Origin of the sequence: Achromobacter sp. ESBL13, from assembly GCF_036668755.1 — a bacterium.
Classification (GTDB): domain Bacteria; phylum Pseudomonadota; class Gammaproteobacteria; order Burkholderiales; family Burkholderiaceae_B; genus Achromobacter.
Genome location: NZ_JAZEVT010000008.1, coordinates 128,565 through 155,437, shown reverse-complemented (window position 1 = coordinate 155,437; position 26,873 = coordinate 128,565). Strand labels below are relative to the sequence as shown.

General features: G+C 66.4%; 20 protein-coding genes and 1 tRNA gene. 8 read left to right on the top strand and 13 right to left on the bottom strand.

Annotated elements, in window-relative coordinates:
• Nucleotides 1-17 precede the first annotated feature (17 nt).
• From V6F88_RS26050 to V6F88_RS26035, 4 genes are all read right to left on the bottom strand, one after another.
• Nucleotides 18-3,638, bottom strand: coding sequence for a UvrD-helicase domain-containing protein (locus V6F88_RS26050; protein ID WP_332613225.1), 3,621 nt, complete (start codon nt 3,636-3,638; stop codon nt 18-20).
• Between the two features lie 3 nt (nt 3,639-3,641).
• Nucleotides 3,642-6,305, bottom strand: a complete 2,664-nt coding sequence (locus V6F88_RS26045) for a PD-(D/E)XK nuclease family protein (protein WP_332613224.1) — start codon at nt 6,303-6,305, stop codon at nt 3,642-3,644.
• 102 nt (nt 6,306-6,407) lie between these two features.
• Nucleotides 6,408-6,587: a hypothetical protein gene (locus tag V6F88_RS26040; RefSeq protein ID WP_332613223.1), complete on the bottom strand. Its 180-nt coding sequence runs from the start codon at nt 6,585-6,587 to the stop codon at nt 6,408-6,410.
• A 139-nt stretch (nt 6,588-6,726) separates the two neighbouring features.
• The gene (locus tag V6F88_RS26035; protein WP_332613222.1) at nt 6,727-7,938 is read right to left on the bottom strand and encodes an MFS transporter; all 1,212 of its coding nucleotides are present in this window, start codon (nt 7,936-7,938) and stop codon (nt 6,727-6,729) included.
• 290 nt (nt 7,939-8,228) lie between these two features.
• Between V6F88_RS26035 and V6F88_RS26030 the strand changes: the two genes are divergently transcribed.
• The 4 genes from V6F88_RS26030 to V6F88_RS26015 all read left to right on the top strand — a co-directional run bounded on the left by V6F88_RS26030 (nt 8,229) and on the right by V6F88_RS26015 (nt 12,939).
• Complete coding sequence (locus V6F88_RS26030; protein ID WP_442880403.1) at nt 8,229-8,522, top strand: DUF485 domain-containing protein; 294 nt, start codon at nt 8,229-8,231, stop codon at nt 8,520-8,522.
• Nucleotides 8,519-10,195 (top strand): cation/acetate symporter ActP, encoded by a 1,677-nt coding sequence (gene actP, locus V6F88_RS26025; protein WP_332613219.1) that lies wholly within the window; start codon nt 8,519-8,521, stop codon nt 10,193-10,195. Before V6F88_RS26030 ends, actP begins: the two co-directional genes overlap by 4 nt.
• 124 nt (nt 10,196-10,319) lie before the next feature.
• The gene (gene acs / locus V6F88_RS26020; protein ID WP_332613218.1) at nt 10,320-12,275 is read left to right on the top strand and encodes an acetate--CoA ligase; all 1,956 of its coding nucleotides are present in this window, start codon (nt 10,320-10,322) and stop codon (nt 12,273-12,275) included.
• A 7-nt stretch (nt 12,276-12,282) separates the two neighbouring features.
• The gene (locus V6F88_RS26015) at nt 12,283-12,939 is read left to right on the top strand and encodes a response regulator transcription factor (protein ID WP_332613217.1); all 657 of its coding nucleotides are present in this window, start codon (nt 12,283-12,285) and stop codon (nt 12,937-12,939) included.
• On the opposite strand, the gene V6F88_RS26010 is transcribed toward V6F88_RS26015, so the two are convergent.
• The gene (locus V6F88_RS26010) at nt 12,929-14,647 is read right to left on the bottom strand and encodes an ATP-binding response regulator (protein WP_332613216.1); all 1,719 of its coding nucleotides are present in this window, start codon (nt 14,645-14,647) and stop codon (nt 12,929-12,931) included. The two genes, V6F88_RS26015 and V6F88_RS26010, sit on opposite strands and share 11 nt — an antisense overlap.
• Before the next feature lie 272 nt (nt 14,648-14,919).
• Between V6F88_RS26010 and V6F88_RS26005 the strand changes: the two genes are divergently transcribed.
• Nucleotides 14,920-14,994, top strand: a tRNA-Arg gene (locus tag V6F88_RS26005).
• 310 nt (nt 14,995-15,304) lie between these two features.
• A complete protein-coding gene (gene pbpG / locus V6F88_RS26000; RefSeq protein WP_046804451.1) occupies nt 15,305-16,549 on the top strand; it encodes a D-alanyl-D-alanine endopeptidase in 1,245 nt (414 codons plus the stop codon).
• A 111-nt stretch (nt 16,550-16,660) separates the two neighbouring features.
• On the opposite strand, the gene V6F88_RS25995 is transcribed toward pbpG, so the two are convergent.
• Nucleotides 16,661-17,050 carry a ribbon-helix-helix domain-containing protein gene (locus V6F88_RS25995; RefSeq protein WP_332613214.1) on the bottom strand — a complete coding sequence of 130 codons (390 nt, stop codon included), beginning with the start codon at nt 17,048-17,050 and terminating at the stop codon, nt 16,661-16,663.
• 304 nt (nt 17,051-17,354) lie between these two features.
• Here V6F88_RS25995 and adhP point away from each other — a divergent pair, with 304 nt between their 5' ends.
• Nucleotides 17,355-18,380, top strand: a complete 1,026-nt coding sequence (gene adhP / locus V6F88_RS25990; RefSeq protein WP_332613213.1) for an alcohol dehydrogenase AdhP — start codon at nt 17,355-17,357, stop codon at nt 18,378-18,380.
• 134 nt (nt 18,381-18,514) lie between these two features.
• On the opposite strand, the gene V6F88_RS25985 is transcribed toward adhP, so the two are convergent.
• From V6F88_RS25985 to V6F88_RS25970, 4 genes are all read right to left on the bottom strand, one after another.
• Nucleotides 18,515-19,093, bottom strand: coding sequence for a DJ-1/PfpI family protein (locus tag V6F88_RS25985; protein ID WP_332613212.1), 579 nt, complete (start codon nt 19,091-19,093; stop codon nt 18,515-18,517).
• A gap of 184 nt (nt 19,094-19,277) precedes the next feature.
• Nucleotides 19,278-19,982, bottom strand: a complete 705-nt coding sequence (locus V6F88_RS25980) for an SDR family NAD(P)-dependent oxidoreductase (protein ID WP_332613211.1) — start codon at nt 19,980-19,982, stop codon at nt 19,278-19,280.
• Entirely contained in the window at nt 19,972-20,952 is a 981-nt protein-coding gene (locus V6F88_RS25975; protein ID WP_332613209.1) for a Bug family tripartite tricarboxylate transporter substrate binding protein, read from the bottom strand. Before V6F88_RS25975 ends, V6F88_RS25980 begins: the two co-directional genes overlap by 11 nt.
• A 98-nt stretch (nt 20,953-21,050) precedes the next feature.
• Nucleotides 21,051-21,989: a dihydrodipicolinate synthase family protein gene (locus tag V6F88_RS25970; RefSeq protein WP_332613208.1), complete on the bottom strand. Its 939-nt coding sequence runs from the start codon at nt 21,987-21,989 to the stop codon at nt 21,051-21,053.
• 141 nt (nt 21,990-22,130) lie between these two features.
• Between V6F88_RS25970 and V6F88_RS25965 the strand changes: the two genes are divergently transcribed.
• Nucleotides 22,131-23,027 carry a LysR family transcriptional regulator gene (locus V6F88_RS25965; protein WP_332613206.1) on the top strand — a complete coding sequence of 299 codons (897 nt, stop codon included), beginning with the start codon at nt 22,131-22,133 and terminating at the stop codon, nt 23,025-23,027.
• Nucleotides 23,028-23,044: 17 nt separating this feature from the next.
• On the opposite strand, the gene V6F88_RS25960 is transcribed toward V6F88_RS25965, so the two are convergent.
• The 3 genes from V6F88_RS25960 to V6F88_RS25950 all read right to left on the bottom strand — a co-directional run bounded on the left by V6F88_RS25960 (nt 23,045) and on the right by V6F88_RS25950 (nt 26,871).
• Nucleotides 23,045-23,563: an aromatic-ring-hydroxylating dioxygenase subunit beta gene (locus V6F88_RS25960; RefSeq protein ID WP_233214240.1), complete on the bottom strand. Its 519-nt coding sequence runs from the start codon at nt 23,561-23,563 to the stop codon at nt 23,045-23,047.
• Nucleotides 23,560-24,873, bottom strand: a complete 1,314-nt coding sequence (locus V6F88_RS25955) for an aromatic ring-hydroxylating dioxygenase subunit alpha (RefSeq protein WP_332613205.1) — start codon at nt 24,871-24,873, stop codon at nt 23,560-23,562. The genes V6F88_RS25960 and V6F88_RS25955 overlap by 4 nt, the downstream gene beginning before the upstream one ends.
• Before the next feature lie 75 nt (nt 24,874-24,948).
• Nucleotides 24,949-26,871 (bottom strand): ABC transporter ATP-binding protein, encoded by a 1,923-nt coding sequence (locus tag V6F88_RS25950; RefSeq protein WP_332613204.1) that lies wholly within the window; start codon nt 26,869-26,871, stop codon nt 24,949-24,951.
• Nucleotides 26,872-26,873 lie beyond the last annotated feature (2 nt).

Below are 26,873 nucleotides of genomic sequence, written 5' to 3'. Positions count from 1 at the left end.
GGCCAGGGGGCGTTTGGTCATTGGTGTAGGTCGATCCAGGCCTTGGCTCTGGGGAAATATAGGGCGGCTTTGGCTTTGCGGCCGTCTAGGGAAGTGACTTGCGAGCAGTAGCGTAAGAGTTGGTCGCCGTGGCGCTGGCGCATTCTGGCGGCGAAGGTGGCGGGGGGTTCGCCGGGGTGGGGGCGGCCGGTTTTGTAGTCGACGATCAGCCAACCGTCTTCGGTGCTCAGGGCCAGGTCGATGACCGAGACCTTGCCGGCGGCGTCGATCAGGGGCCATTCGCGGCGGGCGCCGGATTGGGATAGCAACCAAAGGCCGCGTTCGTCGGACAGCGTGGCTTGCAGGGTTTCGAGCACGGCTTGGGCGGCGGCGTCGGCTTGGGATGCGGGGATGCCGGCGCGGGTCAGTTGGCGGCGCATGGCGGGCAGGCGGTCGGCCAGGGCTTCGGGCGGCCAGGCCTGTACGCCGTCTTGGCCGATGCGGGCAAGCCAGGCGTGGGCCAGCGTGCCGATGGCGGCGTCGTAGCCGGCTTCCAGTTGCCAGGCGGGGTGTTCGGTGCCATCGCCCCAGGCGCCGCGTTCGGCGGTGCCGAAGCCGGCGCTGATAAGTACGTTGGACTGTTGGGCCAATTGCGTCAGGCCCTCGCCGGCGACGCGGCGCAGTGGCTCGCCTTGCCATTCGGGGGTGTCGGCGGCGTCGGGTTCGGCCTGTTGGTCCAGCGGGGGTGGTTCAGGGGTTTGCAGGCAAGGCCACAGACGGCCCAGCAGGCTGGCGGATGGCGGGGTTTTTACCTGGCCGCTGGCTTCGTCGATGGACACGTGCCCTACCAGGTGCAAACGTTTGCGGGCGCGGGTGGCCGCCACGTACAGCAGGCGGTCGATTTCATAGGATGCTCGGCGTGCCTCGCGGGCGCCGAGATAGCGCGATATCGGGTCGGCCTCGACCTCGGCGCGCGGCTTGACCGGTCCGAACAGCACGCGGCCACTGCTTTGTTCAAAACGCACCAGCGGCGCCTGGTCGCCGCGCGGGGCGCGATGCAGGCCGTACAGGATCACGGTTTCAAATTGCAGGCCCTTGGACTTGTGCATGGTCATGATTTCGACGGCGCCGTCGTCCTCGTCCGCCGCGTCGGGCGCGGCGAACAGGCGCGAGATGCCGGCGTCCAGCGCTGCCGGATCGATGGCGCCGTGGGGGGCCAGGCGCTCGACCAGCTGGAACAGGCTTTCGGCGTCGTTCGACACCGACAAACCTGCATACAGCGCCGGGCCGCCCAGGCGGCGCCACAGGGACTCCACCCAGGCGGCGAACGGCATCGCACCCGAAGCGTTGCGCTTGTCCAGCAGCACGGCTGCAACTTGCCGTAGCCGTTCGAATTCCGGGGGGCTCAGCAATGCTTGCGCGGGTGGGGTCTCGGATGCGGCCGATTCAGCTTCAGACCATGCGCCTTGTGGAACACGGCCAACGGCGGACGAGGCAGCATCCAACAACGCGGCTTGCTGGGTGCTGCCCGCGGCGTCGGGATAGGCTTCAAACAAAGCGGATTGCGTGGCACCGTCCGCGGCGCCTGGATCCGCGTCAAACAACGAGCGTTGCGCGCCGCCGGCGGGGGCGCCACCACCGCCAACACGGGCAGCGGCCGCCGGGGCCGTGGCCGGTGTCATGCGCAGCGCGCGTTCCAGCAACACGGGGACCGGCGTGACGTGGTCGTCGCCGAACAGGCGTTGCAGGGACGTCAGCGTCAGCCCGCAGTACGGGGCCCGCAGCACCGACAGCCACGCCATGCGGTCGGCCGGGTGCGACAGCGCGCGCACCAACTGCACCAGGTCGGCCACCACCGGACGCAGCGCCAGGGGCACCAGGTCCACGGCACGGCAGCGGATGCCTTCCTGCGCCAGGCGGCGCGTCAGATTGCCCAGATGGCTGCGCGCTCGCACCAACACCGCCACGGGGTGCTTGGCACCCTTGTGGTCGATCAGCGCCTGTCGCACCAGCCCGACAGCGATATCCTCTGCCTGCTCCTCGGCCGGCGTGCCGCCCGCGCGCGACCACGCGGGGTGGAATCGCACGGCCGGGTCGGGCAGCGCCTCGTGGAAGGCCGTGGACGGGCTGTACGCGATGGCCCCCGCCGCCGCGTCGCTGCGCCGGGGCAGCAGGCCCGCGAAGGATCGGTTCACCCAATCCACAATGCCCGCCTGCGAGCGGAAGTTGTCGGTCAGGTTCAGGAAATCAGGCGTCAGTTCGCCCACGCCGATATCGGCCACCTCCAGGAACAGGCCCACTTCCGCCTTGCGGAAACGATAGATGGATTGCATCGGGTCGCCCACCAGGAACAGGCTGCGTCCGTCGCCCGCCTGCCAGCCCGACGTCAACGTCCGCAGCAAGTCCAGCTGCGTCTGGCTGGTGTCCTGGAACTCGTCGATCAGCAAATGGCGAATGGACGCGTCCAGTTTCAGCAGCAGTTCGCCGGGATCATCGGCGCTGCCCAGGGCGGCGGCCGCGCGTTGCGCGATTTCGATGAAATCGACCTCGCCTTTGTCCGCGAAGCGCAGGCGCAGTTGCGCCACGGCCAGCGCCAGCGTCATCAATTGCGCGCCCAGCACTTCCCATTGCTCGTCCGTGAAATGCGGCGCGGGTATGTCGCGCACCGCGTGCAGGCGGCGCACCCAGGGCGCCTGAGCGTCGGCCGATTCCAGCCACGCCACAAAGGGCTCCTTGTGCGCGCATTTGGCCGGAAAACCCAGGTTCTTGTTGACGGTCTTGCGCAGGCTGCCCGTGCCGGTCAACAGCAGATGGGCCACCGCGCGCCATTGGTCCAGCATTTCGGCGTCCGGCGGCAGGTCTGCGGTCCAGTCCAATAGCGCCAGCAGCTTGTTGTCGTCCTCGCCATCCTGCAAATGGGACGCGGCCAGGCGGGCCGGGCCGCACAGCGCATCGGCCCAACCCAGCGGCATGGCGTCGCACAGCGCGTCCAGGTCTTCGCCGATGGCTTCGGCCAGCATCGCTTCCATGCCGGCGCGGTCAGAGCCGTGGCGCAGCAGCGGCAGCCATTGGTCGCGCTGGCCCAGCATGTCGGCCAGGGCGTCCTTGGCGGCCTGTACGTCTACATCCAGATGCTTGAGCAGCACGCGCACCGCGTCGTAGTCGTCGGCAAGATCCAGCGTGGCGCGCGCCGCCGCTTCGTAGTGCGCGCGCGCATCGTCGGTGATTTCGGGCATGCCGCCCAGCTCGGATAGCCACGGCATGCTACGCACCAGGCCCGCACAAAACGAGTCGATGGTGCGTATGGCCAGACGCGCGGGGTGATCCAGCAGATGCCAGCCCTGCTCGGCATTGCGCGCCAAGGCGGCGCGCGCCAGCTCCCAACTGCGGCGCTCGTGCATGGCCTCGGGCGGGGCGTCCAGCCCGCGGCGCAGCTTGCTTAACACCCGTGCATGCATTTCGGACGCGGCCTTGCGCGTGAACGTGATAGCGACAATTTCCTCGGGCCGGTTCACCGTGGCCAACAGCGCCAGGATGCGGTCGGTCAGCAGTTCGGTCTTGCCCGAGCCGGCCGGTGCTTGCACGAGAAAAGAGCGAGTGGGATCCAGCGCGTCGGTGCGCGCGGCGTGGTCCTGTGGCAGGCGTTCAGTGTCGGCCATGGCTTAGGCGTCCTCGTCGTCAAGATGCAAACGCAAGAACGGCAATGCATCGCAGTATTTCAAATCGTCCCGGCGGTAGGCCACGTTGGTGGCCACGCCCGCCACGTACTCGTCCGCCAGCGCTTCGATGGCAACGCGCCAACGCTGCCGGATTTCGGGCCACGTCAGACCGTCGAAGAACTTGCTGTCGCTGGCCAGCGTCACGCCGGGCACGCCCAGGTCTTCGTCTGCCAGGCCCTGCGCCGCGACCTGCCGCGCGTGGATCTGCGCCAGCACCAGCCCGGCAACCTCGCCGCCCGCGGCATCGGCCAGCACCGACGCGTAGAACGGCAATTGCACATTCACGGGCCGGCTGCGCGACCAGTCGGGTTCCGGCTTGGCGGCGGCCACGCCCGTCTTGTAGTCGACGATGACGTTGCGGCCATCGGCCAGGCTGTCAATGCGGTCCAGACGCAATTTCAGGTTCAACGCGCCGCGTTGCCATTGGTGGTTTTTTTCGACCTGCGCAACCGCGAACGGCAAGCGCTGCGCCTCCATGTCTAGCCACGCGGCCAGCACGGCGTGCGCGCGCTGGCATTCCAGCGCCTTCAACGCGGGCGCGTAGTCTTTGAGCTGTTCGTCGGCGGCCTGCGCCACGGCCTGCTCCAGCAAGGCTGCCAGGCGATTCGTGGCCATGACCTCGTGCAGCGTGTCCTGGTCGGGCATCATGCCCCACACCAATTCCAGCGCCTTGTGCAGGAACTGGCCGCGCACGTTGACCGTGGCGCTGTCGGCATAAGGCGCCAGTTCACGTCCGCCCAGCCGGTGCCGCACAAACGCCCAAAGCGGATTGCGCGCCTGCGTGTCCAGCACGTCCAGCCCGCCGCCCCCCCGGTTTCCCGGGGCCAGCGGCGGCCCCTGGTTGTCGTCCAGCGACTCTTGCGGCAAGGGCGCGGTGGCAGCGGCAGCCGGCGGTGTCCAGTCGGTTAGCGTGGCGGCCGCGATCAGCGGCGATGGCCGCAGTTCGCGTTCGCCGTCCATGTGGGCGTGGCTGACGATGATGTCGGGCGCGCAGCGGCACAGCGCGGCGTACATGCCTTCGGCCCATTCGCGCTCGCGTTCGGGTGTGGCACGTGGCGCCTTGGCCTGGCGCAGCACGGCCAGCGGCAACAGCGGGTTGGGCTTGGGCGATGCCGGCAGCACGTCGTCCGTCAAACCCAGCAGCCACACGCCGTCCCAATAGCCGCCTTCGGCTTCCAGCAGGCCCAGCACGTCAAGCCGCGCGGAGGGATCGCGCTGCGGTTGAAACGATGCCGACCGCGCCACGCTTTGCAGCAGGTTGACCGCCGCCACCCCGCCCAGCCGGCCCGCCGCCGGCGCCAAGGCCGAAAAGCTGCCCAGCGCGTCGCCCAGTGCGCCCATGACCTGATAGGCCACGCTGTCCAACACACCTTCGCCAGGAAAACCCAGCGCCGTCAGCGCTGCTTTCATGCGCAGCATCCAGACGTCGCACGTCGCCTGGCGGCCGCCTTGCGTCCAGATTTCCAGCGCCTGATGCCACGCCGTGGCCAGCGCGGGAAGATCGGCCAGCAGTTTTTTCCAGTCGTGCGGGCTGACATGTTGCACGGCTTGACGGCGCCAGCGCGCGTCGATGCCGGCCAGGCGAGCGCGGTCGTGAACATCGCCCGCGCAATGCCCGGCCAGCAAGGCCGCGCCCATGACATCCACGCCGCAGCCCTTGCCGCTTGCGCATTCCGCCAACGCGCGCAGCCACGCCAGCGCGGCGCGCGCCATGGGCCATTCATTCAGGGGCCGGCCCACGGCCACGTTGAAGGCATGCGCGGGCGCGCCGTCACGACCGGCCAGCGCCTGGCTCAAGATGCGTCGCGCGAATGGCGATTCGGCTTCCAGTTGCGGCGACACGATGGCAAAGCGCCCTTGCGGGTGCGCCTTCAACTGGCCGGCGGCCCACGCCGCCGCCGCGCGCCATTCGGCGCCTTGGTCGGCGGCTTCAAAACGGCGCGCAGCGGTTTCAACACGCTGCTCGTCACGCCATTGCGATACCTGCGAACCCTGAGTCTCAAAGGCGCTGAGCAGGCGGCGAAATCGCGGCGACATATCGGTGAAGCCGGCCAGGACCAACTGCGCGGGCGTGCGCAGACGACCCTCTTCCAAGGCGCGCAGCACGCGTGCGTAGCCCTGGTTGGCGTCTTCGGCATCGATGCCCGCCAACGTTTGCCGATAGCGCACGCGCCAGCGCGCAAAGCCGCGATATTCGTCCGTATCGGCGCCCGACGGTACGTGCAAGTCCCATTCGTCCATCAGCAGGTCGGCGTCCATCGCCAGCCTGGCCGCCTGGCTGGCATCAAGCAGCACGCGTTCGGCTTCTTCGGCGCGGATGGCTTCGGTCCAGACGAGCTGCGTGGCGAAGCTGTCCAGCCGATAGGCGGGCACGTCGTCGTCGGCTTCGAACGCCAGTTCGTTGGCGGATTCGGCAAGCCACGCGGACAGCGGCAGGATGCGCGGCAGTTCGCTGACCTGGCGTTCCTGGCGCAGCAGCCCCGCCAGTTCCAGCGTCAGCCGGCGCGACAGCCGGTTGTTCACCGTCAGCACCAGCGTGTCGGCGGCGGCCAGGGCGCCGATGTCCGGCAGCGATAGAAAGGGATGGGAAAGCAACGCGTCCTGCATGGGCATCCGTAAATCGCGCGCCTGAAGGCCGCGCGGGAAGACGAAAAAAACGACGGGAAAAATACCGTCGTAGGATACCGCGAGCCGCCGGGGGAAAGGCGGCTAAAAGCCGCAAAGCGATGCCAGGTTTTCCCAATGCACCTGCATGTCGGGCGTGGTGTAGCCCCAGAACGCCAGGCCCAGCACCGCCCCCAGCGCCAGCACGCCCGCCGTGCGCCAGGCGCGATGGCGGCGGGCGGCGGGCGGATGGGCGGGCGACAGGGAAGGATCGTTGGATGGCATGACAGGCCGTCGATTTCGGTTGGGTTGCGGGACAGTTTTATCGCGGTTTCAAGCAAATACGAAGTCGGCAGCGAAGCGTGAAGGCACTTTTGCATCCGTTTCGAAGCGGTTCCTGGTCGGCGCCAGCCACCACGCCATCTCAGGCCGACACGGGGCGCGTCTCTACAGGCGTGACGGGCTGTTCCCGCACCGGCAGGCAAAGCAGCGCGGCAATCACGGCAAGCGCCACGCCCAGCCACCAGACCATGTCGTAGTTGCCGGTCTTGGCGTAGGCGTACCCGCCCAACCAGACCCCGGTGAAGCTGCCCAGCTGATGGCCCAGGAACACGATGCCCGATAGCGTGGCGGCATAGCGCAGCCCGTAGATCTGCCCGATCAGCCCTTGGGTCAGCGGCACGGTGCCCAGCCAGAACAGGCCCATCCACGCGGCGAACACGTACAGCACCCACGCCGACAGCGGCACCGCCAGCAGCAGCAGGATGCCGAAGGCCCGCATGAAATACACCACGGCCAGCAGCCGCTTCTTGCTGTATTTGCCGCCCAGCTTGCCCGCATAGAACGAGCCCAGCACATTGAACAAGCCGATCAGCGCCACCGCCGTCGCGCCCTGCCCGGGCGTCAAGCCACCGTCCGTCACGTACGCCGGCAAGTGCAGCGTGATGAACGCGGTGTGAAAGCCGCAGACAAAATAGCTCCAGAACAGGAAGTGAAACGACGGATGGCGCACGGCCTGCCGCACGGCGGACGCCAGCGACTGCTGCGGCCCCGACTGTGCTTGCGGGCGCCCGCGCAGGTAGTAGGCCAGCGGCGCCGCACAGGCGACGAACAAGGACAAGACCCACAACGCGCCCGGCCAATCCATGCCGGTGATCAGCGCCTGCCCGGTCGGCACCACGGCAAACTGGCCCAGCGAGCCGCCCGCGCTGGCGATGCCCATGGCCGTGCTGCGATAGGCGGGCGGCACGGCGCGCGCCACCACCGGCAGGATCACCGGAAACGTCGTGCCCGCCTGCCCCAGCCCGACCAGCACGCCGGCAGACAGGTACAGCGTAGCTTCATCGGTGGCGAAGCGGGTGCCGATCATGCCCAGCATGTACAGCACGGCGCCCAGCGCGATGGTGCGGCCCGAGCCGTAGCGGTCCGCCAGGATGCCCATGAAGATGCAGGCCACGCCCCAGACCAGGTTCTGTAGCGCGAATGCCATGGAAAAGACATCGCGGCCCCAGCCGTGGGCCAGGCCCATCGGCTGCATGAACAGCCCAAAGGTGGCGCGCACGCCCATGGCAAGCAGCACCACCAGGGTGCCCAGGATCAGGGTGCGCGTGGAAATCGTATCGGTTTGCGTAGACATGAAACCCGTGTCTGGTTGTTGTGTGGGTTTGCGTCCCCTCCTCGGGACTCGGCAAACATCATATACAAGTCGCCGCGCGCCCAACCGTAATAGCCCTTCTGGCGAATCACGCTTTATGCCGCGCTGTCACTAGGGCCTACCCCCTACGACCAAGGTCGAGTGTGCGCGCCGGTGATGCGTCTCTATATTGGGCAGAGGCCCGCAAGGCATCGCTGCGCAGGCCGCCCCGGGCGCCCACACGCCGCCCGGCAATAACAACAAGGAGCCCGACCGTGCCCACCCCCGACACCATGACCGCAGCCGTCATGCGCCATCCCAAATACCAGGAATTGTTGCGGCGCCGCAGTCGCGCCAGCCTGCTGTTCTTCACCATCACCGCCGTTATCTACGCCGGCTTCATCCTGACGCTGGCATTCGACCCCGTGTTCTTCGGCAGCCCCGTGTCGGGCATGACGATGAGCATCGGCGTGCTAGCCGGCACGCTGGTCGTGTGCAGCGCCGTGGTGCTGATTTCGGCTTACGTGCATATCTCCAATTCCGTGTTCGACCCGCTGTTGGCCGCCATCATCAAGGACGTGTCATGAAAAACAAGAAACTGGGCGCCGCATTGATTTTCATATCGGGTTGCGCGCTGGCCGGATCGGCGCGCGCCGCCACCACCGGCCAGGCCAGCATGTCCGCCATCGTCATGTTCCTGACGTTCATCGCGGGCACCATGGGCATTACGTATTGGGCGGCCAAGCGCACCCGCACCACGTCTGATTTCTACACCGCCGGCGGCGGCTTGTCGGGGTTTCAGAATGGCCTGGCGATCGCGGGCGACTACCTGTCCGCCGCCTCGTTCCTGGGCATCGCGGGCATGGTCTACGTCAGCGGTTTCGACGGCATGATCTACGCCATCGGGTTCCTGTTCGGCTGGCCCGTGGTCATGTTCCTGATCGCGGAACGGCTGCGCAATCTGGGACGCTACAACTTTGCCGACGTGACCTCGTTCCGGCTGGCGCAAACGCCGATGCGCGTGCTGGCCGCCAGCGCATCGCTGCTGATCATCGCGCTCTACCTGATTGCGCAGATGGTGGGCGCGGGCAAGCTGATCGTGCTGCTCTTCGGGCTGGACTACAACGTGGCCGTCGTCATCGTCGGCTCGCTGATGATGATCTACGTGGCCTTCGGCGGCATGACGGCCACCACCTGGGTGCAGATCATCAAGGCCGTGCTGATGCTGTTGGGCGCCACCTTGATGACGGTGCTGGTCATGGCCGCGTTCAACTACAGCCCCGACGCCTTGCTGGCCGAAGCCACGCGCGTGCACCCGTCCGGCCGCGAACTGCTGGCGCCGGGCGCGCAGGTCAGCAGCAACCCGCTTAACGCCTTGTCGCTGGGCATTGCGCTGGCATTCGGCACGGCCGGCCTGCCGCATATCCTGATGCGATTCTTCACCGTGTCCAACGCCAAGGAAGCCCGCAAGTCGGTTATCTACGCCAGCTCGTTCATCGGCTACTTCTACCTGCTGACGTTCATCATCGGCTTTGGCGCGGTGGCGTTGCTGGTGCGCCATCCCGAGTATTTCGTCACGGGGGCCGACGGTAAGTTCGACATGCTGAAAAGCCTGGTCGGCGGCACCAACATGGTGGCGGTGCACCTGGCCAACGCCGTCGGCGGCAACCTGTTGCTGGGCTTTTTGGCGGCGGTGACCTTCGCCACCATCGTCGCGGTGGTGGCCGGGCTGGCGCTGGCCGGCGCCGCGGCCATTTCGCATGACTTGTACGCCAACGTCATCGCACGCGGGCGCGCCACTGAACGCCAGCAGATGCGCATTTCACGCTTGTCCACCATCGCGCTGGGCGTCATGGCGATCTTGCTGGGTATCGTGTTTGAAAACCAGAACGTGGCCTTCATGGTTGGCCTGGCGTTCGCCATCGCGGCCAGCGCCAACTTTCCGGTGCTGGTGCTGTCGATTTCCTGGCGCGGCTGCACCACGCGCGGGGCCACCATCGGCGGCTTCCTGGGGCTGGCCAGCGCCACGCTGTGGGTCGTGCTGAGCGACACCGTGTGGGTGGATGTATTTGGTTTTGCCACGCCCATCACGCCCTTTCCCAACCCCGGCATCCTGTCCATTCCGCTTGCGTTCTTTTCGATCTGGCTGTTTTCAAAGTTGGACAACAGCCCGCGCGCGCAACAGGAAGCCCAGGCTTTCGACGCGCTGACCGTGCGTAGCCAGACGGGCATCGGCGCCACCACGGCGGTGGCGCATTGAACGCCGCGCGTGAATACGGGCATGAACCCGAACATGAACCCGTACATGAACACGAACATGAGCATGAACATGAGCATGAACGGCGCCCCATAACCCCCGCCCATCAACCGCCCCAGGAGCCCTAATGGAACCCATTCCCGATCGCTATCCCGTCCCGCAAGGGTTTGCCGGGCCGCAGACGGTGACGCAGGAGCAATACGCGCAGCGATACGCGGCGTCGTTGCAGGACCCCGACGCGTTCTGGGCGGACGCCGCCAAGCGCTTGCAGTGGTATCAAGAGCCCACCCAGATTCGCGACGTGGACTTGTCGGCCGACAACTTTCACATCCGCTGGTATGCCGATGGCGAACTGAACGTCAGCGTCAACTGCCTGGACCGGCACCTGGAAGCGCGCGGCGACAAGGTCGCGCTGATCTGGGAATCCGACGACCCCGACCTGCCCTCGCAACGCGTCACGTATCGTGAATTGCACGCCAAGGTCTGCCAGATGGGCAACGCGCTTCGCCGCCAGGGCATCGGGCGGGGCGACCGCGTCACGATCTATCTGCCGATGATCGTCGAAACCGTGGTGGCGCTGCTGGCCTGCGCGCGCATCGGTGCCGTGCACAACGTGGTGTTCGGCGGTTTCGCACCCGCCTCCATCGCCGACCGCGTGCGCAACTGCGGCGCCAAAGCCATCATCACGGCCGATAGCGGCCGCCGCGCGGGGCGCGCCATTCCCCTGAAAGACAACGTGGACGCCGCGCTGAACATGCCGGGCATGGAAGGCGTGCGCAGCGTGCTGGTGGTGCCCCACGCCGGCACGCCCGTCACCATGGCCGCCCACCGGGACCAGTGGCTGGATCAGCTGATGGAAGCCGAGTCCACCGACTGCCCGCCCGAACGCATGAACGCCGAGGACCCGTTGTTCATCCTCTACACCTCGGGCAGCACCGGCAAGCCCAAGGGCATGCTGCACACCACGGGCGGCTACCTGGTGTACGCCGCCTACACGCACGCCACCATCTTCGACATCCGAGACGACGACGTGTTCTGGTGCACGGCCGATGTCGGCTGGATCACCGGCCACAGCTATCTGGTGTACGGGCCGCTGGCCAACGGCGCCACCACCGTGGTGTTTGAAGGCGTGCCCAGCTACCCGGACGCTTCGCGCTTCTGGCAGGTGATCGACAAGCACGCCGTGACCATCTTCTACACCGCCCCCACCGCCATCCGCGCCTTGATGCGCGAAGGCCCCGGCCCGGTGCTGCGCACATCACGCCAGTCGTTGCGCTTGCTGGGCACGGTGGGCGAACCCATCAACCCGGAAGCCTGGCGCTGGTATCACGGCGTGGTGGGCGCGGGCCGCTGCCCCATCGTGGACACATGGTGGCAGACCGAAACCGGCGGCATCCTGATTTCGCCGCTGCCCGGCGCCAAGGCCGCCAAACCCGGCGCGGCCGGCACCCCGTTCTTCGGCATCCGCCCCGAACTGGTCGACGTCAAGACCGGCGCCATCATCACCGGCCCGGGCGAGGGCAACCTGTTCATCCGCGATTCCTGGCCGGGGCAGGCGCGCACCGTGTATGGCGACGAACCGCGCTATATCCAAAGCTGCTTCAAGGACTACCCCGGCATGTACTTCACCGGCGACAGTTGCCGCCGCGACGAAGACGGCGATTACTGGATCACCGGGCGGGTGGACGACGTGCTGAACGTCAGCGGCCACCGCATCGGCACCGCCGAACTGGAAAGCGCGCTGGTGCTGCATCCCAAGGTGGCCGAGGCCGCCGCCGTGGGCTACGCGCACGACATCAAGGGCCAGGGCATCTATGTGTATGTCACGCTGAAGGCGGGCGCGGAACCGTCCGATGCGTTGCGGCAGGAACTGGTGGCGCATGTGCGCCGCGAGATCGGCCCCATCGCCACGCCCGACCATCTGCAATGGGCGCCCAGCCTGCCCAAGACGCGCTCGGGCAAGATCATGCGGCGCATCTTGCGCAAGATTGCCGAGAACACCGTGGACGATCTGGGCGACATCACCACGCTGGCCGATCCGTCGGTGGTGCAGGCGCTGGTCCGCGAACGGCGTGTGGCATGATCGGCCGATGCCAGTCCTGCTTATCGCCGATGACCATCCGCTGTTTCGCGAAGCCCTGCGCGGTGTGATCGGCCGGGTGTTCCCCGGCGCCGTCGTCCACGAGGCCGACCAGGTCAGGGTGCTTTACGACCTGGTCGATTCCTGCCCCGACGCCGACCTGCTCCTGCTGGATCTGGACATGCCGGGCTCGTCGGGCCTGGGGGCGCTGAAACAGCTGCGCAGCCAACATCCGCAACTGCCGATTGTCATCGTGTCGGCGCACGAAGACCCGCTGCTGATACGGCGGGCGCTGGATCACGGCGCAATGGGGTTCATCCCCAAATCGTCGGACGCCGACACACTGGGCGTAGCCTTGAACCACGTGCTGGACGGGGGCACCTGGGCGCCCGACACGACTCACGCCATCCCTTGCGCATCGACACGCGAACCGGGGTTGGCCGCCAGCGTGCGCGAGCTGACGCCGCAACAGTTTCGCGTGTTGCAGATGGTGGGCGCCGGGCTGTTGAACAAACAGATTGCGCATGAATTGCAGGTATCCGAAGCCACCATCAAGGCGCACATGACGGCCATTATGCGCAAGCTACGCGTGTCCAACCGGACGCAGGCGGTGTTGATTGCCGAGCGCCTGGGGCTGGGCACCTGGCGTTACGGCATCAAGGTTTGAACGCGGCCTGGGCGCGCAGTTTTGCAGCCAGGAAGGCGCGCAGCGATGCCGGCTTGACGGGCTTGGCCAGCACCCGATAGCCGCGCAATCGCGCCGCCTGCCTCAATGCGCCATCGCCATCCACCGATAGCAACGCGCCTCGCACGGACGGCGCGGCGGCGCGCAGCGCATCCAGGCTGTCCAGGCCATCAAGGCGGTCGCGCAGGTGGTAGTCCACCAGCAGCACGTGCGGCTGATGCCGCATCATCAACAGCGCATCGTCCAGCGTGGCGGCGCACAACACGCTGGCTTGCCAGCGGCTCAGCAGCGCCTGCATGCCGCCAAGCACGTCGGCGTCATTATCCAGGCACAACACACGCAAGCCTTGTAGCGAGGCGGGCTCCACGGGAGGTTCGTCGTCGGGCGCCGGGCGGTGCGGGCACTGCTGCGTTAGTGCGTCGGTTTGCGATTGAGATCGAATCCGCGACCGGGATTGCGACCGGGGTTGCGATCTGGGCACGCTGATTGAAAACACGCTGCCGCGCCCAATGGCCGAGCGCGCGTCCAGCGGATGCCCCAGCAGCGACGCAAAGCGCCGGCAGATGGACAGGCCCAACCCATGGCCGCGCGCCTGCTCGCCCCGCCCTTGCGCGTCACGATGAAATTCGTCGTACACGTAGCGCAACTGCTGGGGCGCAATGCCCGGGCCGGTGTCCCAGACCTGCAAGCGCACATGCCCGCGACAAGACCGCGCGCTTAACAGGATGCGGCCGCTGCGCGTGTAGCGCAGGGCGTTGGCCAGAAAGTTCTGCAAGACGCGACGCAACAGGCGCGGGTCGCTGCGCACCGGCAGCGGGCGCCTGGCATGCAGGCGCAGTTGCAGGCCCGCCCGCAGCGCGACGTGGCCATACTGGTCGGCCAGTTCACGCAGCATGGGCTCGATGTCGAAATCGATCGGCTCCGGCTGCAACATGCCCGCATTCAGCCGCGAGACGTCAAGCAAGCCGTCAAGCAGCTCTTCGGCGGCGCGCAGTGACGTATTGATGCGTCCGGCCAGGTAGCGCTGCGCCTCGGGCTCTTGCTCTTCATCCAGCGCCGATGCAAACAGCCGCGCCGCGTTGATCGGTTGCAGCACATCGTGGCTGATCGCCGTCAGGAATTGCGTGCGCGACTGCTGCGCCGCCTCCGCCTGGCGGGTGCGCGCACTGACGCGCCGTTCAAAAGTGTCGTGGATGTCCCGCAGCTGAAGCTGCACGCGCTTGAATTCGGTGATGTCGCTATAGCTGGTGACGTAACCGCCACGGGGCAAAGGCCGGCCACGCAGCTCCAAGACCCGTCCGGACCGCAACGTGCGCTGGCTGCGGTGGACCGTACCGGCCCGCATGAAGCCGACCCGCTTGCGCACGACCGCTTCGATATCCAGCCCGGGTCCCGAGCCAAATTTGCCACGACGCGCATTGAAGCGGATCACGTCGGCCACCGGGCGTCCCACTTGCAGAAGGCCTTCCGGGTAGTCGAAAAGGCGCTGATATTGCCGATTCCATGCCACCAGCCGCATTCGGGCATCGACCACGCTTACGCCTTGCTCGATGCAGTCCAGCGTAGCCAACAGGTCGGGCGCCCGGCACAAGGCGCCGCCGCCGGGCCGGAGCCGGCCCGCCAGACGGAACACGGCAAGCGCCACCGCGGCAAGGGCGAACAAGGCGAGCGCAAGCCAGCCCAGCATCATGGAACAACTCCTGCGTAGGGATCGGGCCGGGGCGCAAGTTGTAATTGTGATGGTGCGCGGCGGCGTTGCGCGCATTATGACGCCGGCCGACGGCCCAACGTGCCTTCCCGGCGCGCCTTCCCTGCAATATCAGACGAGTACGAAGCCGGCGGTCCCGCAAGCGCGCCATGCCACCGACACCGACCACCCAGGCGGGGCACGCCGCTTAATGCCCCCGGCAGTGATAAACTCTGGCCCGGTCGCCACCCCATGCGCGGCCCCTGTATTACCGTCTCGCCGTAGTTAAATGGATATAACCGGCCCCTCCTAAGGGTCAATTGGTGGTTCGATTCCACCCGGCGAGGCCACCCCCCGGCCTCGATTCCGACGCCCATTTGCTCCCCGCCATACCGCGCGTTCAGCCAGATGAGGGTTAATCCGGGCTACGCTCACGCGCCTTGCGCCGTTAGCTTCTCATGTCGCGCCTTGTGACGAATTGAATCTTCGTCAATACGTCACCGATATTTTTTTCGGGCAAGATGGCGAATCGCCTTGCGTGCAACTTGATGTGCTGTTTAAATTCGACGCGTAAGCCCCTAATTCATCTGGACTTTTCCTGAACCGACGTAACGCCGGCTTAAGAAATACTTTTTCACAGACTGACAAGCCTGCTCAACCATGGCATTTTCCTGGAAACGTGCAATTGCGAACGCGGTAGCGCCGGCGGCGCTGGCGCTGTGCGCGCTCCTGCCCCCTGCCGCGCAAGCCGCGAAAAATTCCGATCCTTGCAAGACCAACGCCAAATCGGCGGCTTGCAAGGCGCAACAAGCCAAGAAAGCGCCCGCTCCCAAAGCCAGTGCGGGCAAGACGTCGGCGGGCAAGCAAGCCGCGCCGAAGTCTTCGGCCTCTGCTAAGCAAGCCGCGCCCAAATCTTCGTCCACCGCCAAGAAAGCCCCGCCCAAGTCTTCGTCCACCGCCAAGAACGCTGCGCCCAAGGGCGGCAAGCAGGTGGCCGCCAAGGCCACGCCGCCTAAGAAAGGCGCCGCCGCCACGGGCAAGAACGGCAAGCCGAACAAGCCCGGCCGCGCCCAGCGCCTGGCTGCGGCCGGGGCTGCGTCGGCAGCGATGCCGCCGCCCGCCTCGTCGGTGCGCGCGGAAGCGGCGGCGCTGCGCTCCAGCACCGCGTACGTACAAGACCTGGAAACCTCGACCGTCCTGTTCGCCAAGAACGAAAACGTGGTGCGTCCCATTGCTTCTATTTCGAAGCTGATGACCGCCGTGGTCGTGGTGGACGCCAACCTGCCGATGGACGAAATGCTTGAGATCACCGACGACGACGTCGATGGCCTGAAACACACGACGTCGCGTCTGCGGGTGGGCACCAAGCTGTCGCGCGGCGACATGCTGCACCTGGCGCTGATGTCTTCCGAAAACCGCGCCGCCAACGCGCTGGGCCGCCATTACCCCGGTGGCCTGCCGGCTTTCGTGGCCGCCATGAACGCCAAGGCGCAGTCGTTGGGCATGACCAGCACGCGCTTTATCGAGCCCACCGGCTTGTCCAGCAACAACGTGTCGTCGCCTCACGATCTGGCCCGTCTGTTGCGCGCTGCCTCGCAGCGCCCGCTGATTCACCGCTACTCGACCGATACCGAGTACGAAGTTGAAATCAACAACCGCACGCAAACCTTCCGCAACACGAATCTGCTGGTGCGCAAGCCCGACTGGGACATCAAGGTGTCCAAGACCGGCTACATCAACGAAGCGGGCGAATGCCTGGTGATGCTGGCTCGCATCAACGGCCGCGACCTGGCCATCGTGCTGCTGGATTCGCAAGGCAAGCTGTCACGGATTGGCGATGCGGTGCGCATCCGCCGCATCGTGCAGAACGAAGTGGCGCTGGCGTCGATTCAACCGGGCGGCTGAACGCCTGACCCGCTAAGCGCTGCGCAATGAAAAGGCCCGATCTGATCGGGCCTTTTCTTTTGGATGCGCGGCGCTTGAATGCGCTACGTTCGCCGGCGCAATTCGGTTTTGCTACGCGGCGGCGCGGCGTTTGGCGCGCAGCGGCTCAGCGTCGTACATGGAAGCGGGCAGGCCTTGCAGCACGGCTTGCGGGTTCAGCGATTGGATCGGCACCGCGGCGTCGCGCGGAATCCGGCCATCGGCTTGCAGCAGTTGATAACGCAGGCAGCACACGCGCAGGAACGACGTGAAGTTGGCGGCTTCGCCCCGATATTCGACCAGTTCGTCGTACAGGCGCTCGATCAGTTGCGTCACGCGCATGCCGTCGCGCCCCGCGATTTCTTCCAGGGATTGCCAGAACAGCCGTTCCAGTCGCAAGCTGGTTGCCACGCCGTGCAGGCGCAAGGACCGGGTTTCAGGCGCGTACGATTGCTCGCTTGCGCGGATGAATATTTCACACATGGGGGCTCCTGCAAGGTCGGCGCGCCATGCCAAACAGCGCGCCTGCGGTGGACCACTGTACGACGTTTGGCGCGGCGGCTGCAAGATGGCCACGCAGCCGCCATGCGCCGCGCCCTGCCCCGCCCCGCCCCATTGATGCCTGAATACGCCGCCCGCGACCCCGCCATTTTTGAGACCGGAGCCTAACCATTCTGCAACGACACGTTTCCTATCGTCTTCCATCAACTACGGGTTGATATAAATCATGGATTAAAAGCTGTCCCCGTTCGAGCATGGTGAAACAGACCTGACTTCGGAGGTAGAGATGGACAAAACCATGAAGGCCGCAGTAGCGCGCGCATTTGGTGAACCCCTGGTGATCGAGGAAGTCGCGGTACCGCGACCCGGGCCGGGCGAACTGCTGGTCAAGATCGAGGCCTGCGGTGTCTGTCATACCGACCTGCATGCCGTGCAGGGCGACTGGCCCGTCAAACCCAACCCGCCTTTCATTCCTGGCCACGAAGGCGTCGGCCACGTGGTGGCGGTGGGCGCGGGCGTGACCCATGTGAAGGAAGGCGATCGCGTCGGCATCCCCTGGTTGTATTCCGCCTGCGGCCACTGCGAACACTGCCTGGGCGGCTGGGAAACCCTGTGCGAACAGCAACAGAACGCCGGCTACTCCGTCAACGGCGGCTTCGCGCAGTACGCGCTGGCCGCCGCCGACTACGTGGGCCTGCTGCCCAAGAATGTGGGCTTTGTCGACATTGCGCCCGTGCTGTGCGCGGGGGTCACCGTCTACAAAGGCCTGAAGATGACGGACACGCGGCCCGGCAACTGGGTCGTGATCTCGGGCATCGGGGGGCTGGGCCACATGGCGGTGCAATACGCCCGCGCAATGGGCTTGAACGTGGCCGCCGTGGACATCGACGAGGCCAAGCTGGATCTGGCCCGCCGCCTGGGCGCCGAAGTCACGGTCAATGCCAAGACGACCGACCCGGCCACCTACCTGAAGCGGGAAATCGGCGGCGCCCATGGCGCGCTGATCACGGCCGTGTCGCCCAAGGCCTTCGAGCAGGCGCTGGGCATGGTGCGGCGCGGCGGCACCGTGGCGCTGAACGGCTTGCCGCCGGGCGACTTCCCGCTGTCCATCTTCGACATGGTGCTCAATGGCGTGACCGTGCGCGGTTCCATCGTGGGCTCGCGGCTGGACTTGCAGGAATCGCTGCAATTCGCCGAAGAGGGCAAGGTCCGCGCGACTGTCACCACGGACAGGCTGGAGAACATCAACAGCGTGTTCGACCGCATGAAGCAAGGGCAGATCGAAGGCCGGGTCGTGCTGGACTTTGCCTGACGCGACCTGACGTGTTCGGTTGAACACGAAGGCTCCCGGGGCGTGATCCCGTGATCCGGTGATCGCTTGATGGCTTGAACACAAAGGCTCCCGGGGCAAACACATGCCCCGGGAGCCTTTGTGCGCGCGTCCCGTCAGTGTGTGATTTTCGTGCCCAGCACCGCCAGGAATTGCGACAGCCATGCCGGATGCGCGGGCCAGGCGGGCGCGGTCACCAGGTTGCCGTCGGTATAGGCCTGGTCGATGCCGATTTCGGCATAGGTGCCACCCGCCAGACGCACTTCCGGTGCGCACGCCGGGTACGCCGAGCACGTGCGGCCTTTCAGGATGCCGGCGGCAGCCAGCAACTGCGCGCCGTGGCAAACGGCCGCGATCGGCTTTCCGGCCTGATCGAAATAACGCACGATATCCAGCACCTTTTCGTTCAGGCGCAGATATTCGGGCGCGCGGCCGCCCGGAATGACCAGGCCGTCGTAGGACGCCGGTTCGACACGAGCGAAATCAAAATTCAGCGCAAAATTGTGGCCGCGCTTTTCGCTGTAGGTCTGTGCGCCTTCGAAGTCGTGGATGGCGGTGGCAATGGTGTCGCCCGCTTTCTTGTCCGGGCAGACCGCGTGCACGGTGTGCCCCACGGCCAACAGCGTCTGGAACGGCACCATGGTTTCGTAGTCTTCGGCGTAATCGCCGACCAGCATCAACAGTCTTTTGCTCATGGAAGTCTCCTTGGGATAAGGGGCGGCCGGTTGCGCGCCCAGCGTGGTGGGGCCCGGTTCTTGATGTTGTAGCGGCCATTGTGCCCCCGCCGTGAAGACGCATGGTGGTAATGGGATACCACGTGCGCGGTAGCCAAGCGTACGGTAGGCAACGCGTGGTATCCCGCGCGGCGCCGCAAGGCGTTCAGCGCGGCAGCGATGCGCCGCCGCAGATCGCGATGTCCTGGCCGGTGATCGCTGCCGCCTCGCGCGACATCAGAAAGTGCACCAGCGCCGCGATTTCGTCAGGCTGGATCAGCCGGCCAATCGGCGGCATGCGCGGTGCGCTGGCCGCGCGCGCCGGGTCATCCAGCATGGCCGTCTGCGTGGCGGCCGGCGACACCACATTCACCGTCACGCCCTGCGGCGCCAGCTCGGCGGCCCAGCTGCGCGCCAACGCCCCCAGCGCGGCCTTGGACGCCGCGTACTGGCTGCGACCCGGCATGCCCTGCGCCACGCGGCTGCCGATCAGCACCACGCGGCCGTCACCGCGCGCCGCCATCTCGGGCGTCAGGATCTGCGCCAGGCGAACCGCGACATCCACGTGCAGCCTCCACATCCGCTCGCCGTCGGCCGGATCCATCAGCGCCAAGGGCCCCACCCGCAATATGCCCGCCGCGTGAACCAGCGCCCGCGCATCCTTCAGCGTGTCCAGCGCACCCCGCGTGGCCGCCTCGTCGCACAGGTCTACCGTGATGTGGCGATAGGCGTCATGCCGCGCCACGGCCGGCCCGATGTCCAGGCCGGCCACCTGCCACCCCGCCTTCAGCAGATGCTGCACGATGGCAAGCCCGATGCCGCCCGTGGCGCCGGTCACCACGGCCAGGCCGACGCCGCGCTCATTCGACATGGATGCGCCCCTCTTGCACGATCTTGAGCGAGCGCGCCATGTCGTCTTTCTGGAATTGCGCGAACGCAACGGCGGAGCCCGGTGTCAGCGTCACCCCCAGCTGTTCGTACTTGGCCGTCATGCCCGAGGACAGGGCCTTGTTGACCTCGGCGTTCAACTTCTCGACGACCGATTTCGGCGTGCCGGCCGGCGCCCACAACCCGTACCAGCTATAGAACTGATAGCCCGGCAAGATCTCGCTGACGGTGGGTACGTCGGGCAGGTTGGGCAAGCGCGCCTCGGACGTCACGGCCAGTATCTTCAGCATGCCGCTTTTGTAGTACGACACCGCGCCCAGCACCGGGTCGATGAAGCCGTCGATACGCCCGCCCACCAGGTCTTGCAGCGCGGGCGAGGTGCCGCGATACGGGATCACCGTGTAATCCAGGCCGCCTTGGCGCTTGAGCAATTCCGTGGCCAGATGGCCGGCCGACCCGATCGAACCCACGGCAAAAGTCAGGCGGCCGGGGTTCTGCTTGGCGTACGTCAGCAGGCCGGCCAGATCCGTCACCGGCAGATCTTTTTTCACGGACAAGGACAACGGCGCCTTGCCCGCCATGGCCACGGGCACAAAGTTCTTGTCCACGTCGTAAGGCACCGATTTCATCGTCATCGGCGCGGTGGTGAAGGTCGACGCGTTGAACAGCAGCGTGTAGCCATCGGCCGGCGACTTGGCCACCACGTCCGCGCCGATGATGCCGTTGCCGCCCGAGCGGTTTTCCACGATGAAGGTCTGCCCCGTCTGCTCGCTAAGCTTCTGGGCCAGATCGCGGCCCAGCATATCCAGCGTGCCGCCCGGCGGAAAGGGAATCACAAACCGGACCTGGCGCGACGGATAGCTGTCCTGGGCCTGGGCCAGACCTTGCACCCCGCCCCAAGCAAGACCGATGCACAGCGCAAGCAGGCCGCGCAACACGATTCTTTTTTGCATGATTTGTCTCCTCTTATTGATCGTCCGTTGCGGCATCGTGCAGGGGTATGGCGCCGGGCCATCCGCCTGCTTGCGTGCCGCCACGCGTGCAATCGGTGCTAGCGCGCCAGCAGCTTCGCGTTCGATAGCGCCGCGCGCAATGCGTCCATGTCGGCATCGCCGGGCGCCTCGGTGGGCGGACGAACGGTAGCGTTGTCCAGCACCCCGGCCAAATACATGCCGGCCTTCATGCGGGCATGCGCCTCGCCGGTGGGCTCGCCGCCGCCGTAGACCGCGTCTTTCAGCGGCGTGATCAACGCCTGCACCCGCTGGGCGCGCGTCAGGTCGCCCGCCTTGACGGCCTCCCACAAGTCGATGATGAGCTGCGGGATGAAGGTGGCGAAGCCGACCAGGGCCCCGTCCACGCCCTGCACCATCGACGCCAGCAGGTATTCGTCGTGGCAGGTCAGGATGGCCTTGGATGCATCGGCGTCGCGCAGCGCCTGGATGTCGCGCGCATATTTGTTCATGTCGCGCTGGCCCACCTTGAACGCCTGCACGTAAGGCAGGCGGGCCAAATCGGCCAGCAGCTGCGACGAATACGAGGCCCGCGTCCACGCGGGATACACGTGGCACACCAGGTCCAGGTCGGGCGCGGCACGGTGTATGGCGTCGAAATAATCCAGCGCGTGCCCCGGCGTGAAGCCAAAGCGCAGCCAGTGATGAGGCGGCATGACGTCCAACGCGGCAGCGCCCGCTTCGCGCGCGGCGCGGGCATGTTCCGTGGCCTCGGCAATGCCTTCGCACACAATCGACGAGATCACCGGCAACTTGCCGCGCAGCTCGTCGGCCACGATGCGGGTGACCTGCGTGCGTTCGGACGGGGTCAGGGAGAACACCTCGCCGGTGTGGCCATTGGTCATGACGGCAACCACGCCATGATGCCCGGCCAGCCACGACGCCAGGCGGCGAAGCGCGGGCTCGTCGATGCGATGGTCGGGGGTAAAGGGGCAGGAAATTGCCGGGATGATGCCGCGGTAATTCGAGATGGAAGCCATGCTGCGTCTCCGTATCTTGTACGTGTGGGAATGGCTTTATGATCGCGGTAGCCCCTTGCGGCCGTCCAATACTCGAATTGCATAGAATTATTTTTGCTGCGGCGCACACACCTCATGGGACCCGGAAATCGACCTTTGGACATGAATTGGCTTGAGGACTTTTGCGCCCTGGCCGAGACAGGCAGCTTTTCACGCGCGGCCGAAGCGCGCGCCATCGCGCAACCGGCGTTCAGCCGGCACATCCGCGCGCTGGAGGAATGGGTGGGCGCCGACCTTTTCGACCGCAGCACCCACCCCACTGAGCTGACCGCGGCGGGCCAGAAATTCCTGCCGCTGCTCAAGCAGGTGATGGCCGACCTGGAGGCCGCCCGCATCAAGGCCATGGCCGCGCACGCGCAGCATGGCGCCAGCCTGCGCTTTGCCGCGACGCATCTGCTGGCGTTGTCGTTCTTCCCCAAATGGCTGACGCGGCTTGAAGCCGATATGGAAGTCGGCGCCATCCAGATGATGTCCGACAGTTTCCAGGCCTGCGAAGACCTGATGGCGCAGCGCCGCGTGCAGTTCCTGCTGTGCCACCGTCATCCTCGGGTAGCCAGCCGACTGGATGAATTTGCCTATCCCAAGGTGTGCCTGGGTACCGACGTGCTGGTGCCCGTCAGCGCGCCGGCCAAAGGCGGCGCGCCGGACCAACCGGCGCATACGCTGGACGGCGACGGCGCGGTGCCCTTCCTGGCGTATGGCACCACGTCTGGCCTGGGCCGCATCGTGGCCAGCCAGTTGCGGCACCAGCCCGTGGCGGCCGAACGCATCCAGCCAACCTTTGTGGGACCGCATGCCACGCTGCTGCGGTCCATGGCGGTACAGGGCCGGGGCGTTGCCTGGCTGCCCGACATGCTGGCGCGCGACGATTTGCAGCAGGGCATGCTGGTGCGCGCCGGCGGGCCGCAATGGGATATCCCGCTGGAGATCTGCCTGTTTCGGCAGCCGACGGACATGGCGCCGGTGGCCGAAAAGCTATGGGCGCTGGTGCACGGTTAAACCAGGGCAAGCAGCCGCTACATCAGCAGCTGAATCGCCGGCAACGAGGCATCGGCGTTCAGCAACACCACTTTTTTCATCCGCAATTTGAACGCGCCGGGCCGGCCTTCGACCGCGTGATACGCCGTCGCGGCCAGCATGCGCTGCGCGTCGCCTTGCGTTTCCACGTACAGAAAATTCGTGCGTGTGTGATGGACCGTCGCGCCCGGCTCGCCATCTTCAACCCGCGGCGCTTGCAATATGCGCAGGCCGCGCACGGCCGGATGCAGCGAATGCGCGCGCGGGTTGCGATAGCGTTCGACCCGCAGGCGCAGCAGCAACAGGTCTTCATAGAGCAACGACGGCGACTCGTCCCGCATGGGCTGGTCTGCCGACAGGGGCATCCAGTACAGGCCGTCCGGCGCGTATAGCGACAGCCAGTCGTCATAGCGCTGCGTGTCCAGCAGCATGGCCTCGTGGTACACGAAGGCGCTTAAAGCCGAGTGCAGGGCCGGCTGCAAGGCCGCCGGCTCCGGTGGCATCAATGCGGTATTCATGCCGCGTCTCCCATCAGGTTCAGCCAGCCGCGATGCTGGTTGCGGATGACCCATTCGTTATTGCCGCTGTCCATCGAACTTGCGCCCGCCTGGATCTCGCCCTCGCGATAACCGCGATGCAGGCTCAGCCATTCATTGCCGTCGCAGGCCAGGCCGCGCTGCTGGCTTTCGAACAGGTGCACGTCGTCATGCGCCACGATCGACATGGGCGAGAACACCAGCCGGGCGTAGGATGCGGCGCGCTGGCGCAGCCGGGCCGGGGCATTCCGGGGCGCGAAAGCCCAGGTTTCAATCAAGGTCTCGTTGACCGACAGCGGGCGTAGCACGCGCAGGATCATGGGCGATGCCTTGGCCGCCAGGCTGGGATACAGCACGGTGTTCTGCGGCGAGAACGCCAGGATCTGTTGCGCGCCCTCTTTGCCATGGCGCGCTTCCAGTTCGGCTTGATAGTCGGGCAGCGGCGCGTAGCCGGTATGGATGCTGAACTTGGTGCCCAGGATGCTGTGGCCGTGCGGCAGCACGCGCGCGCCCATCTCGGAATAAAAGCTGTAGCCCGCGCCAAACGGCAGTAGCTGCTCCATCGCCAAGACGGTGTCGCCGTCTTCGGGCAGGCTTTGCGACACGTGCTTGGCGGCGCTGGCGGCCGACTCGTGCGTCGAGATCGGGTGCACGGTGTCGTTGACATTTTCCAGATAGAGCTTCCAGTTGCATCCGATCCGGTTGCGCAGCGGCGCGCCCAGCACCGACAACTGGCCGTCCGGGGACCGCGCCACCATGTTGTCCAGCGTGGCCAGCGCCTCGCCGAAATAGCTGGCAAAGTCCGGCCCGTCTTCGCTGATCCGCGCAAAGACAAAGCCCTTGTAGTTGACGCAGCCCCCCGGCGATGCCAGGCCCTTTCCGGACGGGCATGCGGACAGGTTGGTGCCTTCGTAATCGTTCTTCAGCGGGATGGACAACAAACTTCCGTCCAGCCGGTACGACCACGCGTGATACGGGCAACGCAGCACCTTGCCGCAATTTCCCTGGCGTTCGTGCACCAGCTGGCTACCCTTGTGCGCGCACCGGTTCATCAACACGACGACCTCGTCGGCACTGCTGCGCAGCATGATGATCGACTGTCCGGCGATGTCGGTAGTGGTGTAGTCGCCCACGGCGGGCGTCTGGCTTTCATGGCCGACATACACCCAGGCGCGCGTCCACAGCCTCGCCTGCTCGGCGCGATACACCTCGGGGTCCGTGTACAGGTCGCGGTGCACTTGATCCGGCGCGACCAGATGCCCGAACCCTTGTTGAGCGGAATCGTTCGTCATAGCGTCTCCTGCGTTCCGTTGTGCATTTCGGTTTGCATTTCGTTGTGCGTTTCGTTGTGCCGTTCGGCTTTGCGGTCAAGCCGCGGCGGCCTGTGCGGCGTTCGGCTCGCGCATGGCGCCAGCGGGTATCGGCGCCCACGCGCGGCTGGCGGAATCCGGGGGCACCGCCGCGATCAGCGCGCGGGTATAGGCGTGCCGTGGCTGGTCAAAGACGTCGTCAACCGCCCCCTGCTCCACGATGCGCCCTTGGTGCAGCACCAGCACGCGGGTGCACAGGTAGCGCACCACGGCAAGGTCATGCGACACGAACACCAGCGCAATGCCCAACTCTTCTTTCAACCGCAACAGCAGGTTCAGGATCAGCGCCTGCACGGACACGTCCAGGCCCGACACGATTTCGTCCGCCACGATCAGGCGCGGTGTGACGCAGAGCGCGCGCGCGATGTTGACGCGCTGCTTCTGACCGCCCGACAGTTGCGAGGGCAAGCGGGTGACGGCGTCCGGCGGCATGCCCACGGATGCCAGCAAGCGCAGCGCGGTATTCAAGCGCGCCGCGCGCCCCGTTTCCGATGTCGCGCCCAGCGGCGCGGCTTCCAGTATCTGCGTCACCAGCGACCCGACGGTACGGCGGGGGTTCAGCGCCGAATCCGGGTTCTGAAACACCAGTTGCACATCGCGCGGGTCCGCCAGCGGAACCCGCACGGGCGCGGCGCGGGGAGTACCCGTGGACGAGGCATACGCGATGCGGCCCGACGTGGGCGGAATCATGCCGGCGATCAGCCGCGCAAGGCTGGTCTTGCCGCTGCCGCTTTCGCCCACGATGCCCAGGAATTCCCCGTGCGCGACCGACAGCGACAAGGGATGCAGGATTTGCAGCGGCGTGCTGGCGCGGAACAGGCGCGCGCGGCCGGGGTAGCTCAACGCCACGTCGTGTAGCGTCACGACGGGCTCCGCGCGCGTGGCGGGCTTGGCGCGCAAGTGCAGGAATGCCGCGCCGTCCTCGTCGGAGGACGCGCCCAATGGGGGGATGGACGGCAGGCAGCGCGCCGCGCGCTCACCGCCACGATCCAGCAAGCCGATGGCGCGTTCGCTGCATACCGCTTGCCGCGACGGGCAGCGCGATGCAAACCGGCAGCCGCGCAGCGTGGCAAAGTCCCGCAGGCCGGGCATGAAATCCGGCAAGGTGCGCAGCGGCCGCGTTGGCGCCATCATGCCGGGCGCGGATTCCTTCAGACTGCGCGTGTAGGGATGCAGCGGCTCGTCCAGCACCTGCCGTGCCGACCCGACCTCGACCACCTCGCCCGCGTACAGCACGGCGATGGTGTCGCACACGTGCGCGGCCAGCCGAAGATCATGCGTGACCAGCACGACAGACGTCTTGTGGCGTTGCTGCTGATCGGCCAGCACCCGCATGATCTGCGCCTGCGTGATGACGTCCAGCGCGGTGGTCGGTTCGTCGGCGAAGATCAGCGCCGGGTCGCCGCAAAACGCCATGGCGATCAGGATGCGCTGACACTGCCCGCCCGACATCTGGTGCGGATAGCGGGCCAGCATGGCCGTGGCATCGGCCAGGCCCACTTCCTGCAAGCGCGCGCAGGCATAGGCGTCGCGCTGGGCGGCCGGAATGCCGACATGGCGCAGGTGCTCGAACAACTGCTGGCGCACCGTCAGCGCGGGATTCAGGCCCGACAGCGGCTCTTGCGGAATGAACGCAATCTGCCGCCCCAACATCGCGCGGCGCTGCGCGGGCGGCAGGCGGTTCAAGTCCTGCCCCCGAAAATGAATCGTGCCTTGCGTGATCTTGAAGCCGGGCGGCAAGTTGCCCGCCACCATGCGGCCCACCATGCTTTTTCCCGCGCCGGATTCGCCGACCAGGCCCAGCATGCGGCCTTCGGGAATGTCCAGGTCGATACCGCGCAGCACGGCGGCGGGCAGGCGCTTGCCGTCCACGTCGACGTCCACGTTCAGGGTCAGGTTCTGCAAGCTCAACAGCGACATGA